Origin of the sequence: Shewanella spartinae (assembly GCF_019457555.1) — a bacterium.
Taxonomy (GTDB): Bacteria; Pseudomonadota; Gammaproteobacteria; order Enterobacterales; family Shewanellaceae; genus Shewanella; species Shewanella loihica.
This window is the reverse complement of sequence record NZ_CP080418.1, coordinates 4369626-4391348: the sequence shown is the minus strand read 5'-3', so window position 1 is coordinate 4391348 and position 21723 is coordinate 4369626. Positions and strand designations below refer to the sequence as shown.

The window sequence follows — 21723 nt, the reverse complement described above, 5'->3', positions numbered from 1 at the left end:
TTTCAATATGTAATGGTCATTCCGTGACGTATTTCATCTTTCGGTTTTTTCTTCTGAAGTGCCATTGTGAAGCTAAGTCGGTTTTAAAATTTGCTAGTGCTTGACAATTCATCTGAAAAAGCTAAGGATTCCTTAGTATACCTGAAGTGAAAAAACTAAGACAATCTAAGTTATCTAGGATCAAGCAAAAATGAACACGTGTCAGAAAAACATAGCAGCCCCCTGCCGCAAAGGCTTAAGCGGGCAAGAAAAGCGATGGGTATTAGCCAAAAGCAACTGGGCATTCTGTTAGGAATGGAGCCTGGTACGGCAAGCGCACGCATGAATCATTACGAGAAAGGCAAGCACACACCTGATTATGCAACGCTTAAGGCAATGGCTGATGAGTTAGGCGTACCTGTGGCTTACTTTTTTTGTGAGTCAGAAAGCACAGCTAAATTACTGTGCTTGCTTGAAAATATGAGTGAAGCAGAGAGAAATGCTTTGATAGAGCAATTGTCTAAATTGAATGCTTTAGACAAATAGCTAGGTTGTTAACTCTAATTCATTTCTTTCGGATTTAAATTTTTATGAGCCCCCAACATATGCTCACCGTTAATTTTTAGCTAAAAATGATCCACCATGTAGGTATCTAACACGTTGACTAGTAATATAAATTTTACAATATTATATGATCCCGCCATTTAACAACAAGACCATGTTCTGCTTAAGTTGTGCAACAACATCTTCGGCCTTAACTTTCCACAATAAAGACAACTCATTTATAGCAAGCTTAGCTTGTGATGGTAGCAGTGGGCAATTATCCACTTTTGCAAATGGACCGTCAGTTTCCAACAACACTCTGTCTGGCGGTAACCACGATGCAACTTTCTGTCCTCGACTTGAATTCAACATAGCTGGACCAACAGAAAAAAAACAGCCATGTTGGGTTGCTTCTAATACTTGCTTTTTTGTTCCTAAAAACCAATGCAGTATTGGGGTTCCTGCTAGGGGGTGCTCTTTCAAACAATCAAGTACTTGCTTTGTTGCGTTGAGGCTGTGAATAGAAAGAATTTTGTCATTGAAGTGCGTGCACTTTTCAAGAATATAGTTGAATACATAGAGCTGATCCTCGATGTATGGCATGTATCCCTTTGAACCATCTAGACCTATCTCTCCTATGTATCTAGTTTCACCGATTAATTCATCGAAAATGGATAGCTCATTCTTTCTTAAATGAGCAAGCTGTGGGTGCAGTCCTAAAGCAGTCTTACAACGGGCGATCCCCTCTGTAAGTTTAACTGTGCCTCTCCAAGCGGAAGGCACAGTTGTAACTGACAACACATAATAATTGCATTCTCTCAAGTCATTAAGTACCTCGTTGTGATCAGAGTACAAATCGACATGGCAATGCAAATCCATCATGCAAGGTTGACCGATTTCAAAAATGCTTCAACTTCTGCCAAACCTCTTTGCACCGTAGACTCCAATTTTTCACGTGTTTCTTTATTTTGTGGTAAGGGGCCAGACTGACGTAACCAAGCCATGTAGTCTGGATTCTTCTTTAATCTAAGTATTGCAGTTTGTACCGCGTGGATGTCATCTCTTTTTTCGTATTCTTTTAGTATACTTTTTAGTCGAGGAACCGCATAAGCAGAATCTTTTTCAAAGCCCGCATGAAACACCGAAGCACGCCTGATTAAGCATGGAAGACAATAGCCACATTGTATATGTTCTCTATGCCAGTGACTGCAAGATACACTTAATGGTATCGCTTGTTTTACAGCGTCTTGATCGACACACTCAGCTAGCATCTCGCCTTTAGTCTTAAACTGGTATGGATTCACGAAATGGATATTAAACCCAACATCATTGAGCAATACTTCTAGTTGAGAGAGAAAGTTCGGGTGCGTTGTCCGTGTACTATGGCTACCAATGCGCCTTCGAGTTAATGGTGGGTTAATCGATATGTATCCATTTTCAGGCACAATAATCTGGGAGATAGCATTATTATTATTTGCCTTTCTAAGCGCCGTGATCCCCAATACAGCCATCGCCAAGAAATTAAAGCTCCTTCCTCTCATGCTTGTATCGTTAACATGATTGACTTGGCTGGACAGTTGAGGGGCTATGGAGTATGACAACTCACCAAATGGTTTTTTGAGCAGTTTCTTTATGTTTTGCTGCTTTGCTCCATCAGCCCGATATGCGTGGCTTACAAGCATTGGTCGAATATCAGAGTTACCATTAAGAATATCAATTGCTCCAACTGCGCTGTCTAATCCTCCAGAAAAAAGACAGACCGCATTCAATCCCTTCAGTGATTCAGTTGTAAGCTTTGACTGTTTGCTGTTTATTGGCTTGGGTAGAGCCAATTCAGACTTGCTAAAAGATAATTTCCATTGATCGCCAGTTAAGAAACCTAAAAGTGATTCTAGTCTTTTAGCTACTGATTTCCATTTTTCTGGAGCCAAAACCGGTATGTAAAGGTTCAGGATTCTAGACCAAGAGTTAGGCGCATTATCTCTTAGCTCAAATGTTTCAGCAGAAGTAACTGCTGTTGCGATAGTCACCAAATCGAGTGCATCGGAATCAATTGGAACGCCAAGCCGCCTAATCTTAGTAATTAACTCTTTCGACGCATGGCTACATTTGTATTTGTCCAATGGGTGATTGTCAAAGATTTGAATTGGGTGGCATTCGTCTGAGTAGTCAGGAAGTTTGTCAGGATTATGATGGAAGTAAAAATCAGTCATTGAATTTCTCCCAATAATCTACAGTCTTTGATATTGCTTCGATCTGAATTTTCCGAATATTGTGCTTGGTGATATCACTAGGGTTGCCGTTTGTCGCTTTATCCATTTCTTGTTGCGTTATCACTTTTATCAGCTCCCTCAGTTCGCTTTCCATTTTGTGGTGTTTGGTTGCTACTTCTGCTTTGAACCACGCTTCTCCCATACCAGTGACTACGTCCTGAAAAATTAAGTCGGTGAGATAACAGGAAATTGCATCTTGGATTACTTCATCAGTAAAACTTGCAGGGTCGAAGTCTTGCGTATCTGGAAGAGCCTCTTCCAAAGCATAATTCATCGCAATGCGCACTGAATCTGAATCAGAGTTGTCTGGAGCTAAGTGGGAGGCTATTCGATCAATCGCTTGGTCAGTAGTAAGACCCTGAAGATCGTTAAGAGATAAGGACTGGTTACCAACGGTAACGCTGTCACCGCGCATCATTCCAACCAGTCCAGAACCAGCGGTTATACCACTGGCTAACCTTCGACTTGCTCCTTTTCCGCTACCAGAGGATTTTTTAGCATAGCTCTTTAGTGAGCGTCGTAGATCGGAGGTTGTCCCCCCCGCACTGGCATACCTACCAAAAGCCTGTCTTGCGCTTTTGAATCTTTTCTGGGGCAGTTGCGTATGATCTGGCGGTCCAATCTCTTGTTGTACCTTATTGTTATCCACTTCTTGGGCATTGTGTTCGCCATCGTTGACTTCGTCTCCTCCAACATCACCGAGATCTCCATCAGAGTCAGAATTTGGATCGATTGATAGTCCATCCCCGCCTTCAGCCCAAGGTGGTATGAGGGGATTCTTATCTTTTGGTCCCCTTGATGATGCTGATGTTCCCATTAGTTAGCTCCTTCTAGTTCTTCGATGATTGGAGTCATCCATCGTGCAGGTGGTAGTTGCTTCATAAAATCCAAAAATGTAGCCTTGCACCTAATGTCTTTTTCAGCGAGCAATCTCGCCCCAAAAATCCCATCAGGGCGCTTACTCCAATCACCTATAGGTCTCAGTTTCTCAAGTAATGCATCCATTGCTGGTACATAATCATCAGGTGGAGTATCTTCAATTGCTTTACTGCTTGCTTGACTTATTCGTTGGCTTTGCTTCAACAATGCCATAACAAGCTTTTGAGCTGCTCCTGACATCACTGTTCCAAATGACCCCAAAGGCACATTTTCTTTACTCAGATAGAGTGCTGGCGTTAAATCAACTTCGGAAAATTTAGGCGTTAGTTTTGACCATTTAACTAGAAAGTTTTTTTCGGCCTTCCACTCTTCAGGTAGTGCGATCTCGTCGATGTTAACTCTGTCCGCCTCAAGTTCAGCCAAAATCTTCGGTTTCCCATTTTCGGAATCAATCATTTCGTAGAATTTATTGGTAGCTCTTGTTCCAAGACAACGCTCAAAGATTACCAGTTTAGTTATGGTTTTTTCATCTAACTGCATACCGCGTCGGAGAGCTGTTTTTCTTCTTATTCTGACTTGGTTAAGGAGACGTTTGACTATTCTCGGGTTGCCATTGATGTTGGATGATTCAGCTAGCAGCGGCGCAAGTTGTTCTGCAACAACGAACTTTCTTCTCAGCTCAGGAATGTTCTGAAGTTCTTTTCCTTCGAGCAAGTCATCAATAGCGACTACATCCTCTTTCCAAGACATCTTGAGATTGAGTTCAAGTTGATGTCTTAGTGCCTCAAGCGGTTTTCCTGTGACACCGTGATCCAGTGCAACCAGCATTATCAGGTAGGCCCTTATTTCTAAAGTGCCTGGACGCGGGACATGTATAGGTATTTGAATCAGTTTGTCTAAATAGTCTGTTTGGTGTCTTTGAGAGGAACCTTTGTGGTATTCACCGACAGCCAGCCGGATCATGTCTTCATCGGCTGCAATGACAAATGCCGTGTTGGGGAGAAATAAGAAAAGGCGCATAGCTTCTAGCGTTGAAATAGCGTTATAGGGCGAGCAACGGTCTAAATTATCAACGTAGACAATTAAGGGCTTACCAAATTCAGCAAGAAGATCTGAGTATGCTTTTCTAAATTCCTTAATTTCTTTAGGTGGAGAGAAATCCTTTTTCTTCCTTAGAAGGTCTTTGTTTTTGTTGGCCACCTCTCCAGCACCTTCAACTCCATTCTTTACATCGTCGAAATCATACTCACCGTTTTCTCCACCAGTGAACATCCCGAAAAGCTTTTGGAACCCACCAAATGTTGGAACCCCTGCTATGAAGCTTCCAGCATCCATTGCAAGCCCCATAAGTCTGATCTTGTTAACTCGGCCAGCAAAGTCTTTGGCCTTCGCTCTTAAGCTTTCATCAGCCTCTGATCGTTTGACGAGCGTTGCAGCGATTGTCTCCAATAATGCCGCTTTGGCATCGTCGTAACCTTGAAACATCCACGCATCGAAACTTACTTGGATATAGTCTTCCTCGTCATCAGCAAGGGTAGACTTTGTTAATTCCAGAATTGTTGACTTACCGGCCCCCCAATCACCAAACACACCAACACTTATCGGCATAAGATTTTTTTCAGTGATCAGGTCTTTTATGGATTCAGCAGTTTCGTTGAAGTTTAGAAAATCAATACTTGATTCTTTATCGGACCACATCTTTATATCCCTATATTTGTAGTGTCAGTTAGCGATTCTGAATTGCCATTTTTATGTGGTCACTTTGTGGTATTACTAAAATTTGGTCAACTAGATCCGTCACACACTTAGAAAAAAACTCAGCACGAATAAATTTGGGGAATAAGTTAGAGTGTCAACGACTAGTGATTAAAACACGCCAATCATCTAATGTGCCGTAACTTTTCTTGCAAATCAGTTCCAGATTAAATAGGCTTCAACTAAGACTTCCTTAGTTTTGGTGTTGAATGGCATTTCTCTTTTCTCCTAAAGCGCGAGCATTTTCAGATGAGTCATTAGAGAGTTACCTGCTACGAGTTGTAGAGGAGAACTTTTTTGACTCCTACCAGCAGCTAAGCCTAGCCATAAGGGAAGAGTTGCATGAGCTAGACTTTGAGGCTCATGGTGCTTTTCCTATCGAGCTAAAACGCCTTAATGTGTATCACGCCAAATATAATAGCCACTTTAGAATGCGGGCGTTGAGCTTGCTTGAATCTCTCCTTGATTTACCACCTCACGAGTTACAAAGACTGGCCTTGTTGCGTTCAAATAGAATGTTTGTGGGAGATATGTCGGCAGTGCATCGTAATGGCGTTGATATTCCGCTGAGCTTTATTCGTTACGCAGATGAAGATGGTGTTGAGACTGTGCCCGTTTGCCCTCAATGTCTGAGAGAAGAGCCCTATATTCGCCAGGTTTGGCATGTCCGGCCTGTTGAGGTTTGTGCCAAGCATGAATGTGAGTTGCTTCATCATTGCCCTGACTGCCTGCTGCCCATCAATTATATTGAAAACGAGTCTATTACTCATTGTGCTTGCGGCTTTGAGTTTACTATCGCTGCGAGCGTAAAAGCCGATGATCAAGCAATTTTATTGTCACGTAGTATGTTCGAAGGTGACCCCCTATCTAACAATCCTCTCATATTTATGGGCACATCTGCGACTCAGCGATTTGCGGCTTTGCTTTGGTACCAGAAGCGTCATGTTGACAATGTTGAATGTATGACGAATAGCGCTGTTGCTTACTTTGAAGGATGGCCATCAAGTTTCTATAGCGAGTTAGATGTTGTTACTTCAAGAGCCGAAGAGAAGCTTATTGATTTGTTTAATCGCACATCATTTCGGTCAATTTATGGCGAGCTAATTCTACAGTCGCAGTGTTTATTGCCAGAAGATAAAGAGCCGCATTTTATATACCTTGCTTTGATGGCATACCTGAGCAAGTTGGTGGCGTCACACCCTAAGTCTAAAAGGCCCAATGTGGCAGATATGTTAGTCTCTGTGGCCGAAGCTGCAGTGTTACTATCTACAGCTCATGAGCAAGTGTATCGGCTCTATCAAGATGGCATTTTAACTTCGGGTCTAAGGCAAAAAATTCAGACTCGAATTGACCCTCATATTGGGGTGTTCTACCTAAGGCAAGTTATCGAATACAAGGCTAGTTTTGGCAATGATAAACAAGGGATGTATTTATCAGCATGGTAGGTAAACAGATATTCCAAAAGCTACTCAATGTTGACGATATCTCTGAGCGGAATATAGGGTTAAGAAGAGCATTTACCGCTTATACTGAGCTGATAGATGTGACGGGCTATGAAGCTTCTGCGTTAACTATTTTACTTAATCTGACTTACCCTAGAAAACGGGTTGATGATCTACTTGATAGGCGATTGGCCAGGCAGACACTTAATACTGATCCTCATTTAGATGCCTGTATTGGCGAAGTGAAGTGGTTACACACACATAATTTAAAATATCCTGATATACGCGTCAGTAAGCAAAGGCTGATTTCAGAGTCTCCGTCATTACACCCTCATGTATTGAGCAGTGCAAATTGCATAAAAACTTTGGGGTGGTCACATGACAGCGCCAAAGTGAATGTCGCAAAGTTATTTACGTGTCATTTTCTCTGGAAGAAGCATGTTCATTGTCTTGCGACGATTTTGGTTGAGCCCCCTAAAGAGTGGAAATTAGCTTTTAAACAGCTGGGGATGCCATCTAAGCTTTTCATGAATTTGTGTGGGAGAGTTAGAGCATTATTGCCGGCCGATGACAGCCCTAATCGTGTTGATAAATATTCCATCCAAGTTCGTATGCCATATAGGGATAGCTATTTAGCAATTACACCTGTGGTCAGTCATGCCCTGCAATCGGAAATGCAGCAAGCGGCAATAGCAAAGCGGGGGCAATATGCCAATATTGAGTTTACTCGTCCTGCTGCGGTTGGTGAGCTCTCGGCTTCTCTAGGCGGTAACATTAAGGTGTTAAGTTACCCACCCCGTATTCAGAATGCAGTGCATGGATTAAGCGACTCTTGGGTCTTGAAGGTTCAAGCTGGTCAAACAGTGTTAAACCAGCGTGCATTATCACACTCTCAATTAAAAAGAGCCTTAGATAGCCTCTTATCAAACAGATTTGAACTGGCCTTGAAGCAACGCCGGCAACAGAAAATTGCCAGTGTGAGGCAGATAAGATCTGCCATCAGTGAATGGTTGTTGCCCTTGTTAGAGTGGCGTTTAGACCTAGTAGAAAACAAGATGAGTATGAGCAAACTCGTCAGCATTCAGGGGTCATATGAGTATCAGTTTTTAACTACGCCAAAAGAGCAACTCATTGAATTACTGAATCCAACGTTTAGCCTGTTGAATACCACGCTATCTAATTCAAATGCATTACAAAAATATGCTTTCCATCATCGTTTGATGAAGCCATTAAAAAGCAGTTTGAAATGGTTGCTTGGGAACCTTTCTAAAGAGCCGAACTCGGTGAGTATAGATTCGGAGGGGAAGGATTTACATCGTTATTTGTATTTGAAGGGCATACGAGTATTTGATGCGCAAGCGTTATCTAATCCCTATTGTGCCGGTTTACCTTCGTTAACTGCTGTTTGGGGGATGATGCATAATTATCAACGGCAATTGAATGAAAGTCTTGGTACTCAGCTTAGGTTAACCTCTTTTTCTTGGTTTATTCGTCAGTATTCATCTGTGGCGGGTAAAAAACTCCCTGAGTACGGTATGCAGGGCACGAGCGAGAATCAATTTAGACGAGCTGGAATTGTAGATCATAGGTATTGTGATTTAGTGTTTGATTTAGTGGTTCATATTGATGGTTATGAAGAAGAGCTAGAAGTTCTTGATGGTTCAATCAATGCTTTGAAGGCGAGCTTTCCTGCAAATTTTGCAGGAGGAGTGATGCATCTTCCTGAGATTGGCTCTGTTGATGAATGGTGTGGTTTGTACCGTAATGAAGCGTCACTCTTTACGAAGCTAAGCAGGCTTCCCGCATCCGGTAGATGGATTATGCCAACTAGGTATCAAATCAGTAGTCTTGATGAGCTCCTAGTATTGCTCGAGCAAAAAGCTTCATTGTGCCCGGTCATGTCTGGCTATCTGTTGTTGGAGGACCCTAAAAGCCGTCGGAATTCGTTAGAGGCGTTACATTCTTATGCTGAGCCTGCCATAGGAGTAGTTGAGTGTGCCACTGCAATTGATATAAGGTTACAGGGAATAAGTAACTTTTTTAGGCGGGCTTTTTGGATGCTCGAGATAAAAGAGTCTTCAATGCTAATGAAACGGATTTGAGGAACTTCTATGGAGTTATGTAATGTTCTAAAATATGACCGCTCACTGTACCCAGGTAAGGCGGTTTTTTTCTATAAAACAGCAGAAAATGACTTTGTTCCCCTCGAGGCTGAAATCAATCGCATTCGAGGCCAAAAAGCCGGTTTTACAGAAGCATTTACTCCTCAGTTCAAATCCAAAAATTTAGCCCCACAAGATTTAGCTCATTGTAATCCGTTAATCATTGAAGAATGCTATGTTCCACCTAATGTAGAGCATATCTATTGTCGTTTTTCGTTGAGAGCCCAAGCTAACTCATTAAAGCCCTCAGGTTGCAGTGAACCAGCAGTTTTTTCATTACTTCAGGAGTTGGCGACAACCTTTAAAGCGTGTGGAGGCTTCAAAGAGTTAGCTACTCGATACTGTAAAAACTTGTTGTTGGGTAGCTGGCTTTGGCGTAATCAAAATACCGGAAATACTCAAATCGATGTCAGAACTAGTTCTGGTAACAGTTATCAAATATCTAACACTCGACAGCTTGCTTGGGATAGTCATTGGCCTGCAGATACCCAGAGGGTACTAGACGAGTTGAGCCAAGAGTTACATCAGGCACTAACTGAACCAACCGAATTTTGGCATGCAGATATCACTGCAAAAATTGAGACGGCTTTTTGCCAAGAGATCTATCCAAGTCAGGTTTTTGGTGAAAAGGCCACACAGGGTGAAGCATCAAAGCAATTTGCAAAGGTGAAGTGTGTCGATGGTCGTTATGCCGTAAGTTTCAATTCAGTAAAGGTTGGGGCAGCACTGCAATTGATTGATGATTGGTGGGAAGACGGCTCAAAGCGATTACGCATCCATGAATATGGTGCAGACAAAGAGTTAGGTATCGCGCGCCGCTCTCCAGAATCGGAGTTGAGCTTTTATTCTCTGTTTGTTAATGCTGAACTTTATCTTGCGGAGCTTAAGGAGTTCCTGCCTAAATCAGAACCTTCTATTAGCCCTAATATCTACTATCTTTTTGCTGTGTTAATAAAGGGCGGTATGTTCCAGAAAAAGGCTGAAGCTAAAAGCAAATCATAAGCAGATACGATTAATTCGGAGTAGGTCTAGTATGCAACGTTACTATTTTATGGTGCGATTTTTACCCGAAAAGGCAAATTTAGCTTTGTTGACTGGGCGATGCATTTTAATCATGCATGGGTTCATATGCAAGCATGAAATTAAAGGGCTTGGTGTGAGTTTCCCCGCGTGGTCAGATACCTCAATAGGTAATGTGATTGCCTTTGTCCACACAGATATTGCTGTATTGAATCATTTGAGTCAGCAAGAGTATTTTCAAGATATGCAAGAGTGTGGCTTCTTCAATATTGGTGATGTTGGAGCTGTCCCTGATGATTGTAATGAGGTCAGATTTAAGCGTAATCAAAGTATCGCAAAAATGTTTGCTGGTGAAGCTCGAAGACGATTAAAACGATTGGAGAAGCGGGCGCTTGCAAGGGAGGAGTTTTTTAACCCCAGCAAGTGCAATATACCGAGAGAGCAGGATCATTTTCACTGCATAGCAATAGAAAGTAAAAGTACCGGTCAGGATTTTCTATTGCATGTGCAAAAAGAGAAAGTACGTAGGCCCGAACAGGCCAAGTTTAATCAGTATGGGCTGGCAACGAATCAAGAGCAAAAGGGGACAGTTCCAGAATTCAACATGTTTTAACCTTGTTTGCACATCGTCAGCGTAACTTATTGTTTTATAATTGATAAGTTCAAATAATAAGGAAATGGGTGAAGTGTTCTATTTGCAAGTTACTAATTGAAAATTAATGACTTATCGGCTATATTTTGTTGTGAACTGCCGCATAGGCAGCTGAAAATAAATTCATGGATCGACGCCTAGATCCACATACGTGAACTGCCGCATAGGCAGCTGAAAATAAAAATAATCGTTTCGACGTTTATGTTAATGCAGCAAACTGCCGAATAGGCAGTGAAATGTAAAAACCTCTTTTTACTTTGGTATGAAGCGGCATTTACTTAAAACTTCTGTAAACAAGCTGCTTAGTTTAGTTGTGCGTTATTTATACGGCTGTTTAAAAGTGGACCTACATTTAGTAGAGGTGCAGAGTATCTACAGAGTTCAGGCTTTATCACTATGAGAAGAACCAAATTAGATTTAAGAAAAGCGCTAGAACGTATGCAATTGCATGCTCGTAAGAGTCAGTCTTCCTTTGCCGACTCTCTTACGGTTCGAGCCCCCGATACTAGTGGACGGCTAGCTGGACCCACTAAGAGTCCCGTGAAATCTCAATAGCTTTGTTGCTGAACATTAACTTGTGCTTGTTGCATCTTGATTGAGTGAGTATAAGGCAGGATTCTTATCGTGGAGTTTGAGGTATCAATTTGCAGTGTGACAACAATAAATTAGAATTAGCTGTTGAAGCTCTCAAGGAGTGGAGTGCTTCACCAAAATTAATTCAAAAAATACTTCTTGATTACCCTGAGGAAGAGCAGGATATGCGAGCATATTATATTCTTAGCATTCGCGGTTTTCTAATGTTGTACTTTTCGAATCCTCAAAATCAGATCGGGTTTATGGTACTGAATAACCATACACCTTTTTTCAATGGTCTTTCTCCCATAGAGTTAATTGGTACAGGTTCTCTGAGTGTACTTAAAGAAGTTGAGTCAAGGGTTCGCAATATGGGGGAGTGGTAGTAAAAGAACCATACAACGAAGTTCAATCTAGGTTCAATGTTGTGATGTCTTGAATTGCTACTACTTCACTAGACGACTTTTAACCTCATTTTGAGGTATTAGGGTGTCAATGAAATACGGGTCATTTCACTTGGTATATGTGACATTACCGCCCCATGTCGTTTGGGGCGGTAACGACTCGTTCTGTTCACGAGTAAACACTTCAAACTGCCTCGAGGAGTATATTTTGTTGCTTACTGTAATGGCATCAATCCTAACTCCTGTAGAAATTGCGAAGTAACTAAAATATCTGAACTGCAAAGCTGATACGATTATTGTCAATGTCGTTACCATCAACAAACTCAAGTGTACCATATTGATATTCTGCGCCTAAAGTGAGATAAGGTAATGCGCTCCAAAGGAAGTTGACAGATCCGTAACTTGTGCTTTCAAACGTCGTTCCCGGCTGAAAATCAAGAGCATCCGCCTTCGCATGACCGAGGGTGATTGTGGAGCGTGTCGTTTCCGACCACTTGTGGAAGTAGTTGATAAAGCCGCCCCAGTTGTCTCGCAATTCCAGAGCTGACGTTGGGCTTTCTACTGCCCCCCCTGCTGTGCTGCGGATACCCAACAGGTAGCGACCCAGACCTTCACCGTAGGACGCGCTGGCACCTAGCCAGTCACCGCTGGAAAAATTGTAACGCCCCGAGGCCGACAATCCCCAGCCGGTCGCCGAATCATTTGAGCCACCTGGAATATCGAATTCAAGTTTTCGCAAGATACTGTTAAGACGCCAGTGCCACTGCGGATTGTTGTATTCGATTCCCAGCACCACATCAGGTAGCCGAGACTTGCGAACAATATCAAGCATATCGCTGTCGAAGTCATTACTGCTCGGATCCTCAATAGCTGCATGATAGGTCCACTGATCACCAAGAGGGGCAGACCATTGAATCTGCGACTGACGAACGAAAATAGCTCCACTGACGGTGGGCTCGGTTAGACCCTCGGGCAACAACTTCAGATCCATAAATGTCGACCAGTTTTGCCCGGCGGTGATGGTACCTGCTGGAGTAGTCCAAGAGCCATAAGCCAACCGAGTCTTTAATTCTGGCGAACCATTATTATTGTCATTTAGGTCCCACTCAAGGTAGCCTCGAAGTTGCCCATCACCGTCAGTTGGGGCGCGGACATCAATAAGCAAGCGTGTCAATGTTGAGTCGAGGGCAAAACTTCCATCCTGCTCATTTTGGTCATTTAGTAGGGATGGCAAAAAATCAACTCCTAAGTTGTCGGCATCGCTATCCCACAATACGGCTGTTTTGACGAAGCCGCCTATCGCTAACTGCACTTCCCGCGTATTCGGAAGCATTATTGCACCTGCAAAATCTCCGGCTTTCACGGCATTTGCATTGAGGTCACCAACCGAATCGCGAATCCGATGTTTATTGCTCCCCGCTTTGCTCGTATCTAACAAACTGTCGCCAGAAATTGTAGACGTATCTGTAGCATCTTTGAATTCAACGTTTTTGAGGCGAGCGTCGAGCTTCTGAACCAATTCACTTTGACTATTCAGTTGTTCTCGTTGACGCTTGATAATCATCTTCAGTTCATTGATTTCCTTACGAAGTTCGGTTTCATGTTCCTCTGCATATGTATGAGGAGATGATAATATTAACAAAAAAACAGTCGAAACCACACGAACAGGCAACTGCCTTAACAATTGATTTTGCATCTTTACTCTCCAAAGATAATATGTTGCGTCCGCTTTTTGATAGCCAGATCAAACCGGAAGCAAAACACCTCAGGCAGACGGGGATTCGTTTTCCCTTTTTACGTTCATCCCGTAATAACGGTTGGTATTTGGTCACCAGCCAGTAACTTGGCTATGATCTTCACACACCTTTGCACATGACAAACTGCTGAATAGTTTTCTCCGTCTCCGAACATCATTATCTTGGAGTTGTATTCAGAGTCTACTTAAACCCCTTGCCCATGTAATCGTATTTGAACAAGGGGCATCATTAACTTTTCAGCGGTGTTTTAACACAGGATTGTCTTCAGTATCGTGCACTTTGGGCACGTTGATAGTGTGTTCGCCATACCATCCATTTACAGTGACCGGTTCAAAGCGGCCTTTTTCCTCAACAGGGAATCGAATTGACTGGCCAGCCTTGACTTTCTGTACCACAGAATTTTTGACTACAATCTTGCCTCCGATGACGACATAGGGCAGGCCGATAGGTGGTAGTGCATTCTCGCCCTTTTTGTAGGTTGCTCTTGGAGCAATTTTGTCTGGATCAAAGATAGTTAGGTCGGCAATTTTGCCTACTTGAACACGGCCGCGCTCTTTCATGGCCTGCAAACCTGTATCACCGAGGTGTTTAGCGGATGTGTAGCTCAATTGAGCGAGTGTAAACATCAAGGGAACGCCTTCTTGGCGCGCTAATTCCAAGGTAGTGGAGTAGGTTGCTGCGACGCGTGGGTGGCCTTGATATTTACGCACGTCGGTGCCGGCCGGCAACAAGTTCCCTTTACTGTCGAATCCTGGCATACCGTCCGAAGCCACAGTCATACCGGGAGTTCTTAACCACATAGGCAACCAGGCTTTGCGTTTGGGAGCAAAGGCTATGACCAAACGGCCGGGTTCTTTGGTAACCATGTCCAGATATTCCTGTTTGGTGTAGAACTTATCCATAGCGGGATCGTACATGGTCTCTTCATATTTGTTGCCATTGGCCTTCTCCCAGAGTTCCGGTTTCAAAAAGTCGGCGGCGATGGCGGTTGAACCAGCGGTGAAGGGGTAATATTCGCCCCATACGTTAAAGCCTTGGGCTCGAGCCAACTGAAGTTTTTCTTGGTTTTCCCACCAACCGTAATCGTTGTCATGACAGACCAGCAATGGTGCTCGCAACGTCATCGCATTGGCGAGGATTTCACTTACACCTATCGGTGCCTCGGTGGGGGTTACTCCATTCATATGAAAGCGGGTATGAGCAGAGGTGAATCGACCGTAGCGTGCCGCGGTACGCTGTGCCTCAAACTGCTCGTAGGTTGTGAGCCCCTTCGCCATATAAGCCGCGCCTACCCCAATACCCAGCGCACCTGCCCTCAGATCTTCATCCAGAATTTTCATGACTTGGTTCATCTGGTCAACATTGCTCGGGGTGACAGCCCATCCCATGGTGCCGTCTTTGGCCGATTCATTCACCTTGCCAAGGATGGTGGAGATATCGTAGGGGCCATCCAGTTGTACTTCCGGGTCATGTACCGCCATACGTGCACCAATCATGATTGCAGTGGTGCCATAATTCATGAGCTGGCCTTCCTCTGCTTTTTTGTCATACCACTGGTTTACATGGATAGCGCCGTGCTCCAGATCCATGCCTGTGGTAATACCATCGGCAACACCAATCTGTTGCCCGAAGGGATCGGTGGCATGGAAATGGGTATCAATGAATCCGGGCGCAACTACCAACCCCTTGGCATTAATGGTTTCCTTTCCTTTGATTGTGTCTTTGGTGATGGCAGCAATACGACCATCTTTGATGCCGACGTTCGCTATGTTGTCATACAGGGTCTCTGGATCCATTACACGGCCATTATTGATGACCAAATCATAGTCCGCTGTGCATATAGCTGGAGTGCAAATAGTGAACGCGAGAAATAGTGACTGAAATTTCATTAGTCATATCCTTATCTGGATTGCAATCTAATTCAAAATCTTAAATTTGGCGGATAATTAATACGTTATCCGCCAAAACAATGTATAATCCTTATTACTTATTTAATGACGTTTTTAACGATTTTTCCGTCCTTCATAATCATCACGAAATTTTTCTCCGGATCAGCCACAAGATTTAGATTCTCTAAAGGGTTGCCATCAACAAGTAGCATGTCTGCAAGCGCCCCTTCCTTAATAACTCCTAACTCACCAGGATATGGATCACGCGCACCACTTAATTTGAGTAATTCACCATTATCATGTGTTGCCATTTTCAATGCTTCGAAAGGCGTGTACCACTTTTGTAAGCTAGCGAGGAATGTTCCATGTTTCTTGCCAAGCTCAGGGTCAAATAGAATGTCTGTGCCGAATGCTGTCTTGACCTTATATTTCTTAGTGCTAGCGATGGCTTTATCGAGCTCCTTGACGAGGGCATTGTACTTGGCAGTGCTGATTGGATTTTCAAACTTAAGTGCAGTTGGTCCCTCGGTCGCCATAGGTTGCATGCTCCACCACACACCATTTTTAGCCATCAGCTTGGCGGTTTCATCATCGATGAAGAAGCCATGCTCCATGGACTTGGCGCCAGCCTTGATCCACATTTTAATAGCATCTTTAGTATTGATGTGCACCGCAACGTAGGTGTTAAACGACTTTGCAACGTCTACGATCGCCTTTGCTTCCTCAAAAGTATATTCGGTTACATCCAGCGGGTCATACAGCGAGGTTACACCGCCACCTCCCATAGCCTTAATCTGGCTGGCGCCCATACGAAGTACTTCGCGCGTACGTTTAATTACCTCAGGAACTCCATCGGCGATCAGCGTCTCGCCGACTCGTTGTTGATAGTCTAGACTATCTCCTAGATTAGCTGGAACATCGTTAGGGCCTCGAAAGTCACCGTGTCCCGCTGTTTGACTTATATAAGCACCAGAGGGATAGATACGCGGCCCATGTACAAGACCTTCATCAATTGCGCGTTTTACTCCAAAGCTGTTGCCCCCAACATCTCGTACGGTCGTGAAGCCGCGCATTAGAGTGTCTCCTGATGCCTTACTAGCGGCGACGTTCAGGTAACCAAAATTGGAACCTAGGGTGTTGCTCACGGGCGAAAAGTTGAACATGGTGTGCCAATGAGCATCAATCAGGCCTGGCATAAGTACTTTGCCGTTGGCGTTAATCACGGTGGTATTTGTAGGAGCAGAAATGGATTTTGCAATTTTGGAAATCTTGTTTCCTTCGATTAGGACACTCATACCTACAGCTAGTTTTTCGTTTTCACCATTGAAAACATTAGCATTGGTAATGAGTACAGAATTGACTGTTTGTTGTGCATATGTGGGTGTTGCAATACTCATCACAGACATCAAAGTGGCGCAACATATTGAAATCATTTTCATTTATTCACCATATTCATTGTGAGTTGCTGAAAAGTCAGCTTTGAAGAAAAAGATATAAGCTCTGTCTATCGCTTCTAGGGCTAATCAGTAACAGATATAGATACTCGTGGGGCAGTTAATTGTCAGATTATCCTGCTGTTAAACTACATGCCCGCCGTGTTATTCTAGGCTAATGATGTTGCTTTTTTGTATGAATCTCTTTGTGTATATGTATCCATATCTTACAAAAATGCCAAATAATCTTGTTCACTAAATTGAGATTCGGGTGATTGTTTAAAAGTGAAAAGAGAGTGGAGCTAGAAAGTGGGCGTATATGAGCAAGATGATAACCAGGCTTCGTTTCGTGAAGCTAGGCGTTGTCTACCAATTAGGAAGGAGTCCTTGATTCAACAAGGAACAGGAGCACTTCAAGCAACAGCAACTGTAATATCGAACGCTGAAGCAGCTATTTATCATGCTCACGTCGGTACTAAATCAAGCACTGTTGCTGAATTAGATAGGAGTTTCACTGGTATCGTGTTTCCGTTATCGTGGCGCAGAGACTTTCGATTAAATGGTACACTTGTAGATTCTACATCGATCTACACTCCGGTCGATGGTTCTCTGTTTTTGGCTCACGGTTGGGAACGTGAGACCGTAGCTATTGCTATTAGTAGAAATACGTTTCTCGAAACCATCTCCGCGTTAAATGCCATCGATCCAAACGAAAAGGAGTTGTATTCTGGGGCCATTCAAATTCCGAGTGAAGCAGCAGCTTTTTCCCGTCGTTCAATTGTGAATTTAATAGCCTCAATGAAATGCGTAAGACATTGCTATCCATCACAAAAAAACATGGAAGAATTTGTGGTAAAAAAAATTCTAGCCAATCTTACAGATCTCTATCAACAAGCAACACCTTTACCTCACAGAGAGCGTAGAAGAAATACCAAATTAGGCAAGATAGTCCGTGATGCTGAAGAGTACTTTGAGGCTGTTGGAGCTGGCCCCATATCACTTGCAGACCTTTGTTCAGCAGCTAGTGTCAGTCAAGGCACTTTGTACCATGCTTTTGGTGTAGTCAGTGGTGAGACTCCTATGATGCATTTCAAAAAGCGTCGCTTGACTGAAGCCAGATTATCTCTCCTCAGCTCTGACAACCGCAGAGGCGCCGTAAAAGTGGCCGCGCTTTCTCATGGATTTTCTCATTTCGGACGATTTGCAGAAGAGTACTTTAGCTTGTTTGGTGAATACCCTAAAACAACACTAAGTAAGTAGAAGTAGAGCTTATGATCTCATAATTCCTGAAAGCTTGGTCCACACTATTAAATTAGGACACTGATCTAAGTGAGTTGAATGGCGATTCACTTGGATGCTATAGTCAGAATAGATGTGGGCTAAGGTATTGTGAGTTTTGATAAATTCGCCCTCAATTAGTGTTGATTCATTCCGGTAAATTGGATGCGAAACTAAGTCACCTTTTCTGCTGGTTTCGCAATTTGTCGTCATGTACAAGTAACGCTAGTCAAGGGGGGATTATCATCCAAGGGGGCGATTAACTCGAGGATGTTGCGTTTGATTCCGATTAGGATGGCGAATTCGACTAGAATATGGAAAAAGAAACCGATCATACTTCTTGAGCAGTAGTCTATTTGGTTAAGAGATAGCCGACCGCCGAGACATTCAAAAAGCAGGTATAGTTGGGGAGGCCAGTTTGAGTTTCTTGAGGTTAAACTGTTTGTTGATATCAAATACAAGTGTTTAATATTGCATTGAAAGGGAGTGTGCAAATGTCTATCAAAAAATTTAGTAAGTCAGTGACTCCTCCTCGGGCACTGGCATTGGTCTTAACATTGATCAGCGGAATCGTACCTGGAGCTGCATTCGGAGAGAAATTCACGTCCATGCAGATGAAAGGAGTTGAACTTGCTCTGGTCAAGGTGGATGTGGATGGTGCAGCGAAGCGGCTGGCAAAAGGCGTGACCTTCCGGACTATTTCCAATCAGGATCGAGACGATTTCGATACTAAAGCGTTTTCCGGCTATCATGCCTATCTGGCCAAGACTTATCCTAATGTCACCAAAAAGCTGAAACGTGAAGTGTTGGGCGACCCTCGTCCATTCAGCCTGCTGTACACCTGGAAAGGCATCGACCCCGAGGCGGAACCGGTATTATTCTATGCGCATATGGACGTAGTTCCGGTGCCGGAAGAATCGCGTGGCCAGTGGAAGCAGGATCCCTTTGCTGGCGTGATCGCCGATGGCTACATCTGGGGGCGCGGTGTACTCGATGATAAAAATCAGGTGCAGGCCATTCTTGAAGCGGCAGAAATGAAGATCAAAGAAGGCTGGCAACCAAGACGGACAATGTATTTTGTCTTCGGTCAGGATGAAGAAGTCGGCGGTGCCGAAGGTGCCCGGTTCGTGGCTGAAACACTTGAGAAGCGCGGCATCAAACGATTCCACTATGTGATGGACGAATCGGCCCCGCTAATGCCCGGCGTATTTCCCGGCGTCTCGGCCAACACCGCGCTCATCACCATCGCGCAAAAGGGCTTTATCAGCCTGGAACTGGCCATCAACGGCGTTGGCGGGCACTCCATGCGGCCACCGCTGGAACCCAACATCGTCATTCTGGCAGAAGCGATCACCAAGCTGAACGCGGCGCAGTTTCCCTATCGCATTCATCCCGCCATTCGCCAGCAGTTCAGGTATCTCGGTCCAGAGATGGATAAGGCCAAGCAGCCTATGTATGCCGCTGTTGCTTTCGGCAAAGACGGTGAAATGACCAAGCTGGAGAAAGAGTTCATCAAGGAAATGGAGACCACGGATACTACGCGGGCCATGCTCCACACCACCATTGCGCCAACGATTTTCAATGCGGGCATCAAAGACAACGTCCTGCCACCTTCGGCAACGGCGGTGGTCAATTTCAGGCCCATGCCGGGAGACACCCCCGAGGTGATCATCGCGCATGTGAAGAAAGCTATCCAGGACGATCGCATTACCGTAAAGGATATTTCCGCATCAACGCCTGCAACCGCCGTGGCAAACCCCGACAGTGATGCTTACCGGACACTCGATAAAACCATCCGGCAGATCTGGGGCAACGATCTGATCGTTGCGCCGCTTTTGAGTATCGGCGGTTCAGATACCAAGCATTTCCAAGCCCGCCCCTTTGCACCGGATACCTTTGCCATTACCGCCCTCCAACTTGAGTCGCAGGCGGAGTTTGCGGGCTTTCATGGCGTGAATGAACGCATTCTGGTTGAGGAATACGGCAAATCCATCGGCTTTTTCTACAGGATATTTGACAACCTCAATATCAATTAGAGCATTGCAGTAACGACATTGCATGGCTTTATGCGGTGCATCAACAGGCCCGGCATGGCATCATGACCGGGCCTATTTTACATAATCCCCCTACTCTCTGATGCGCGAATGACCTTTTCCCAAATTTAGTACCAATCCCTTAATGAGGTTTTTCAGCTTATTCCGCTTGTTTAGCATATTCAACAGGCGGCATGTAATTCAGTGAACTATGTGGGCGAACATGGTTGTAGTGTTCACGCCATAGCTCGATTTGGTATCTGGCTTCGTCCAAGGTTCTGATGAACCAGTGCTAGTTCAAACATTCGCTCCGGAATTTGCCATTAAGGCTTTCCACAAAGGCATTTGGGGTTGGCTTCCCTAGCTGGATAAAGTCCAGTGTGACGCCCGTTTTCTGACTCCAGAAGAACTGTTCCGTAAGTATTTAAATCTTGCTGCTGAAATGGATAATGAATACTCAAATTCGTTAAAGAAAAGTATAGAAGAAGCCGAGCGAAAACGAGTTCAGAAAGTAAAAAAGCAGTCACCCATCGTTAATGGCAATGATGCCCACCTTCTACTTGGCTTTGATTTAGCCTTAAACAAGGAGGTTATGATGTCACGCTATCCTAGAAGCCAGATAAGCTGAATTAGTTCCGACCAGATCTGACTGCTCCCCTGCTTTCGGTGTTAGCCCAATTTATTGGGGCTTTTTCTTGCATGGTACTGTCAATGTGAACAGCCGTCTGAGCAGTCGTTGCCATTAGAAGTGGTCAGTGGCTGCCAGCAGGTGGGGCGATTTGAGCCTGAGCTGCTACTGGTGTAAGTGATCGGTGTTATTTCTTGCCAATTGTTATGTAGCGTTGTCAGTAACTCTTAAAATATCCGGATGTTGTAAAAGTACATGCCATAACCATGGTCTGAAAAGGGTTACACTTATTTGTCAGCTTATGGTTATATTTTATGTCAGGTTATGGTTACATCTTTGTGCTAAGTGATTGAAAGCTGGAAGCAGTCTATGTCAGCTTATGCTTCTAGCGACAATACTCCTCGAAACTAAGGTGATTAGTGTGAGTTTAGTGGATTTTATTAAACGCTACTTGTCTAGTAGTTATAATAGAAAGGTTAAGAGTTGGAACAAGAAGGGGGCAATGTTTTTTGTGAAGTTTGACTTTGTCATTACTCTTACGCAAATGTTTTTACCACTGGCTTTGATAACGGCTGTGTATATATTAGGTGATTGGCGTTGGGTGGTTTTTACAGCACCGTTTTTTGGCGGGGTGATGGAGTATTTTTTATCTCTTAAATATCAGATTTATAAAAATATTGCTCTCTATGGCAATAATGATGGATTTGATACTTATTGGCTTGTGATTTTTCTGGCGTTTATGGGCGTAATGACCGCAGGGGGGATTGTTATATTCCTCAAAGAAATAGGGTATTTCACTGTCTACTGATACCAAAATGAACAAGCGTTACAGGACAGAAAAATAGGCAGCTTTGATCGCCAGCAAGCCCCATATACTTGGTAATGCTATTCGGTTAAGCAAAGTGGGTAACGCGAGCGCAACAACCCAAAGGCATAGTGTTCAGCTTTAAAAATTACCTGAAGCTAGTAGATGAAACCGGACGGCTCATCCGCGAATATAAGCGAGGTGCTATTTTAAGAAGT

The 21723-nt window shown here is 43.8% G+C and carries 16 protein-coding genes and 1 pseudogene; 9 read left to right on the top strand and 8 right to left on the bottom strand.

Going from position 1 to position 21723, the window contains the following annotated elements; all coding sequences use genetic code 11:
- The first annotated feature begins 255 nt into the window (after nucleotides 1-255).
- The gene (locus K0I31_RS19025) at nucleotides 256-525 is read left to right on the top strand and encodes a helix-turn-helix domain-containing protein (protein WP_434086933.1); all 270 of its coding nucleotides are present in this window, start codon (nucleotides 256-258) and stop codon (nucleotides 523-525) included.
- A gap of 141 nt (nucleotides 526-666) precedes the next feature.
- On the opposite strand, the gene qatD is transcribed toward K0I31_RS19025, so the two are convergent.
- The 4 genes from qatD to K0I31_RS19005 are packed head-to-tail and all read right to left on the bottom strand — an operon-like array spanning nucleotide 667 to nucleotide 5372.
- Nucleotides 667-1404: a Qat anti-phage system TatD family nuclease QatD gene (qatD, locus tag K0I31_RS19020; protein WP_220079388.1), complete on the bottom strand. Its 738-nt coding sequence runs from the start codon at nucleotides 1402-1404 to the stop codon at nucleotides 667-669.
- Nucleotides 1401-2735 (bottom strand): Qat anti-phage system QueC-like protein QatC, encoded by a 1335-nt coding sequence (qatC, locus tag K0I31_RS19015; protein ID WP_220079387.1) that lies wholly within the window; start codon nucleotides 2733-2735, stop codon nucleotides 1401-1403. Before qatC ends, qatD begins: the two co-directional genes overlap by 4 nt.
- Nucleotides 2728-3612 carry a Qat anti-phage system associated protein QatB gene (locus tag K0I31_RS19010; RefSeq protein WP_220079386.1) on the bottom strand — a complete coding sequence of 295 codons (885 nt, stop codon included), beginning with the start codon at nucleotides 3610-3612 and terminating at the stop codon, nucleotides 2728-2730. The genes qatC and K0I31_RS19010 overlap by 8 nt, the downstream gene beginning before the upstream one ends.
- Entirely contained in the window at nucleotides 3612-5372 is a 1761-nt protein-coding gene (locus K0I31_RS19005; RefSeq protein WP_220079385.1) for a KAP family P-loop NTPase fold protein, read from the bottom strand. The genes K0I31_RS19010 and K0I31_RS19005 overlap by 1 nt, the downstream gene beginning before the upstream one ends.
- Nucleotides 5373-5638: 266 nt before the next feature.
- On the opposite strand from K0I31_RS19005, the gene K0I31_RS19000 reads away from it, so the two are divergent.
- The 5 genes from K0I31_RS19000 (at nucleotide 5639) to K0I31_RS18980 (ending at nucleotide 11664) form a co-directional block, all read left to right on the top strand.
- Nucleotides 5639-6874, top strand: a complete 1236-nt coding sequence (locus tag K0I31_RS19000; protein ID WP_220079384.1) for a TniQ family protein — start codon at nucleotides 5639-5641, stop codon at nucleotides 6872-6874.
- Nucleotides 6868-8973 (top strand): type I-F CRISPR-associated protein Csy2, encoded by a 2106-nt coding sequence (locus K0I31_RS18995; RefSeq protein WP_220079383.1) that lies wholly within the window; start codon nucleotides 6868-6870, stop codon nucleotides 8971-8973. Before K0I31_RS19000 ends, K0I31_RS18995 begins: the two co-directional genes overlap by 7 nt.
- A 9-nt stretch (nucleotides 8974-8982) precedes the next feature.
- Nucleotides 8983-10035, top strand: coding sequence for a type I-F CRISPR-associated protein Csy3 (gene csy3 / locus K0I31_RS18990; protein WP_220079382.1), 1053 nt, complete (start codon nucleotides 8983-8985; stop codon nucleotides 10033-10035).
- Nucleotides 10036-10066: 31 nt separating this feature from the next.
- Nucleotides 10067-10666, top strand: a complete 600-nt coding sequence (gene cas6f / locus K0I31_RS18985; RefSeq protein WP_220079381.1) for a type I-F CRISPR-associated endoribonuclease Cas6/Csy4 — start codon at nucleotides 10067-10069, stop codon at nucleotides 10664-10666.
- 683 nt (nucleotides 10667-11349) lie between these two features.
- On the top strand, nucleotides 11350-11664 hold the full coding sequence (locus K0I31_RS18980; RefSeq protein WP_220079380.1) for a hypothetical protein: 315 nt from the start codon (nucleotides 11350-11352) through the stop codon (nucleotides 11662-11664).
- Nucleotides 11665-11944: 280 nt separating this feature from the next.
- On the opposite strand, the gene K0I31_RS18975 is transcribed toward K0I31_RS18980, so the two are convergent.
- The 3 genes from K0I31_RS18975 to K0I31_RS18965 all read right to left on the bottom strand — a co-directional run bounded on the left by K0I31_RS18975 (nucleotide 11945) and on the right by K0I31_RS18965 (nucleotide 16767).
- Entirely contained in the window at nucleotides 11945-13378 is a 1434-nt protein-coding gene (locus K0I31_RS18975) for a DcaP family trimeric outer membrane transporter (RefSeq protein ID WP_220079379.1), read from the bottom strand.
- 297 nt (nucleotides 13379-13675) lie between these two features.
- Nucleotides 13676-15328, bottom strand: coding sequence for an amidohydrolase family protein (locus K0I31_RS18970; protein ID WP_220079378.1), 1653 nt, complete (start codon nucleotides 15326-15328; stop codon nucleotides 13676-13678).
- Nucleotides 15329-15426: 98 nt separating this feature from the next.
- Entirely contained in the window at nucleotides 15427-16767 is a 1341-nt protein-coding gene (locus tag K0I31_RS18965; RefSeq protein ID WP_258406534.1) for a metal-dependent hydrolase family protein, read from the bottom strand.
- Between the two features lie 381 nt (nucleotides 16768-17148).
- Between K0I31_RS18965 and K0I31_RS18960 the strand changes: the two genes are divergently transcribed.
- Together K0I31_RS18960 and K0I31_RS18955 are read left to right on the top strand one after the other, a co-directional pair.
- Entirely contained in the window at nucleotides 17149-18021 is an 873-nt protein-coding gene (locus K0I31_RS18960; protein WP_220079377.1) for a helix-turn-helix domain-containing protein, read from the top strand.
- Nucleotides 18022-18533: 512 nt separating this feature from the next.
- On the top strand, nucleotides 18534-20075 hold the full coding sequence (locus K0I31_RS18955) for a M20 family peptidase (protein ID WP_220079376.1): 1542 nt from the start codon (nucleotides 18534-18536) through the stop codon (nucleotides 20073-20075).
- A 157-nt stretch (nucleotides 20076-20232) separates the two neighbouring features.
- Here the strand turns inward: K0I31_RS18955 and K0I31_RS18950 are convergent.
- Nucleotides 20233-20481, bottom strand: a pseudogene (locus K0I31_RS18950) (integrase core domain-containing protein); the annotation flags it as partial.
- A gap of 640 nt (nucleotides 20482-21121) precedes the next feature.
- Between K0I31_RS18950 and K0I31_RS18945 the strand changes: the two are divergent.
- A complete protein-coding gene (locus K0I31_RS18945) occupies nucleotides 21122-21508 on the top strand; it encodes a hypothetical protein (protein ID WP_220079375.1) in 387 nt (128 codons plus the stop codon).
- Nucleotides 21509-21723: the final 215 nt, after the last annotated feature.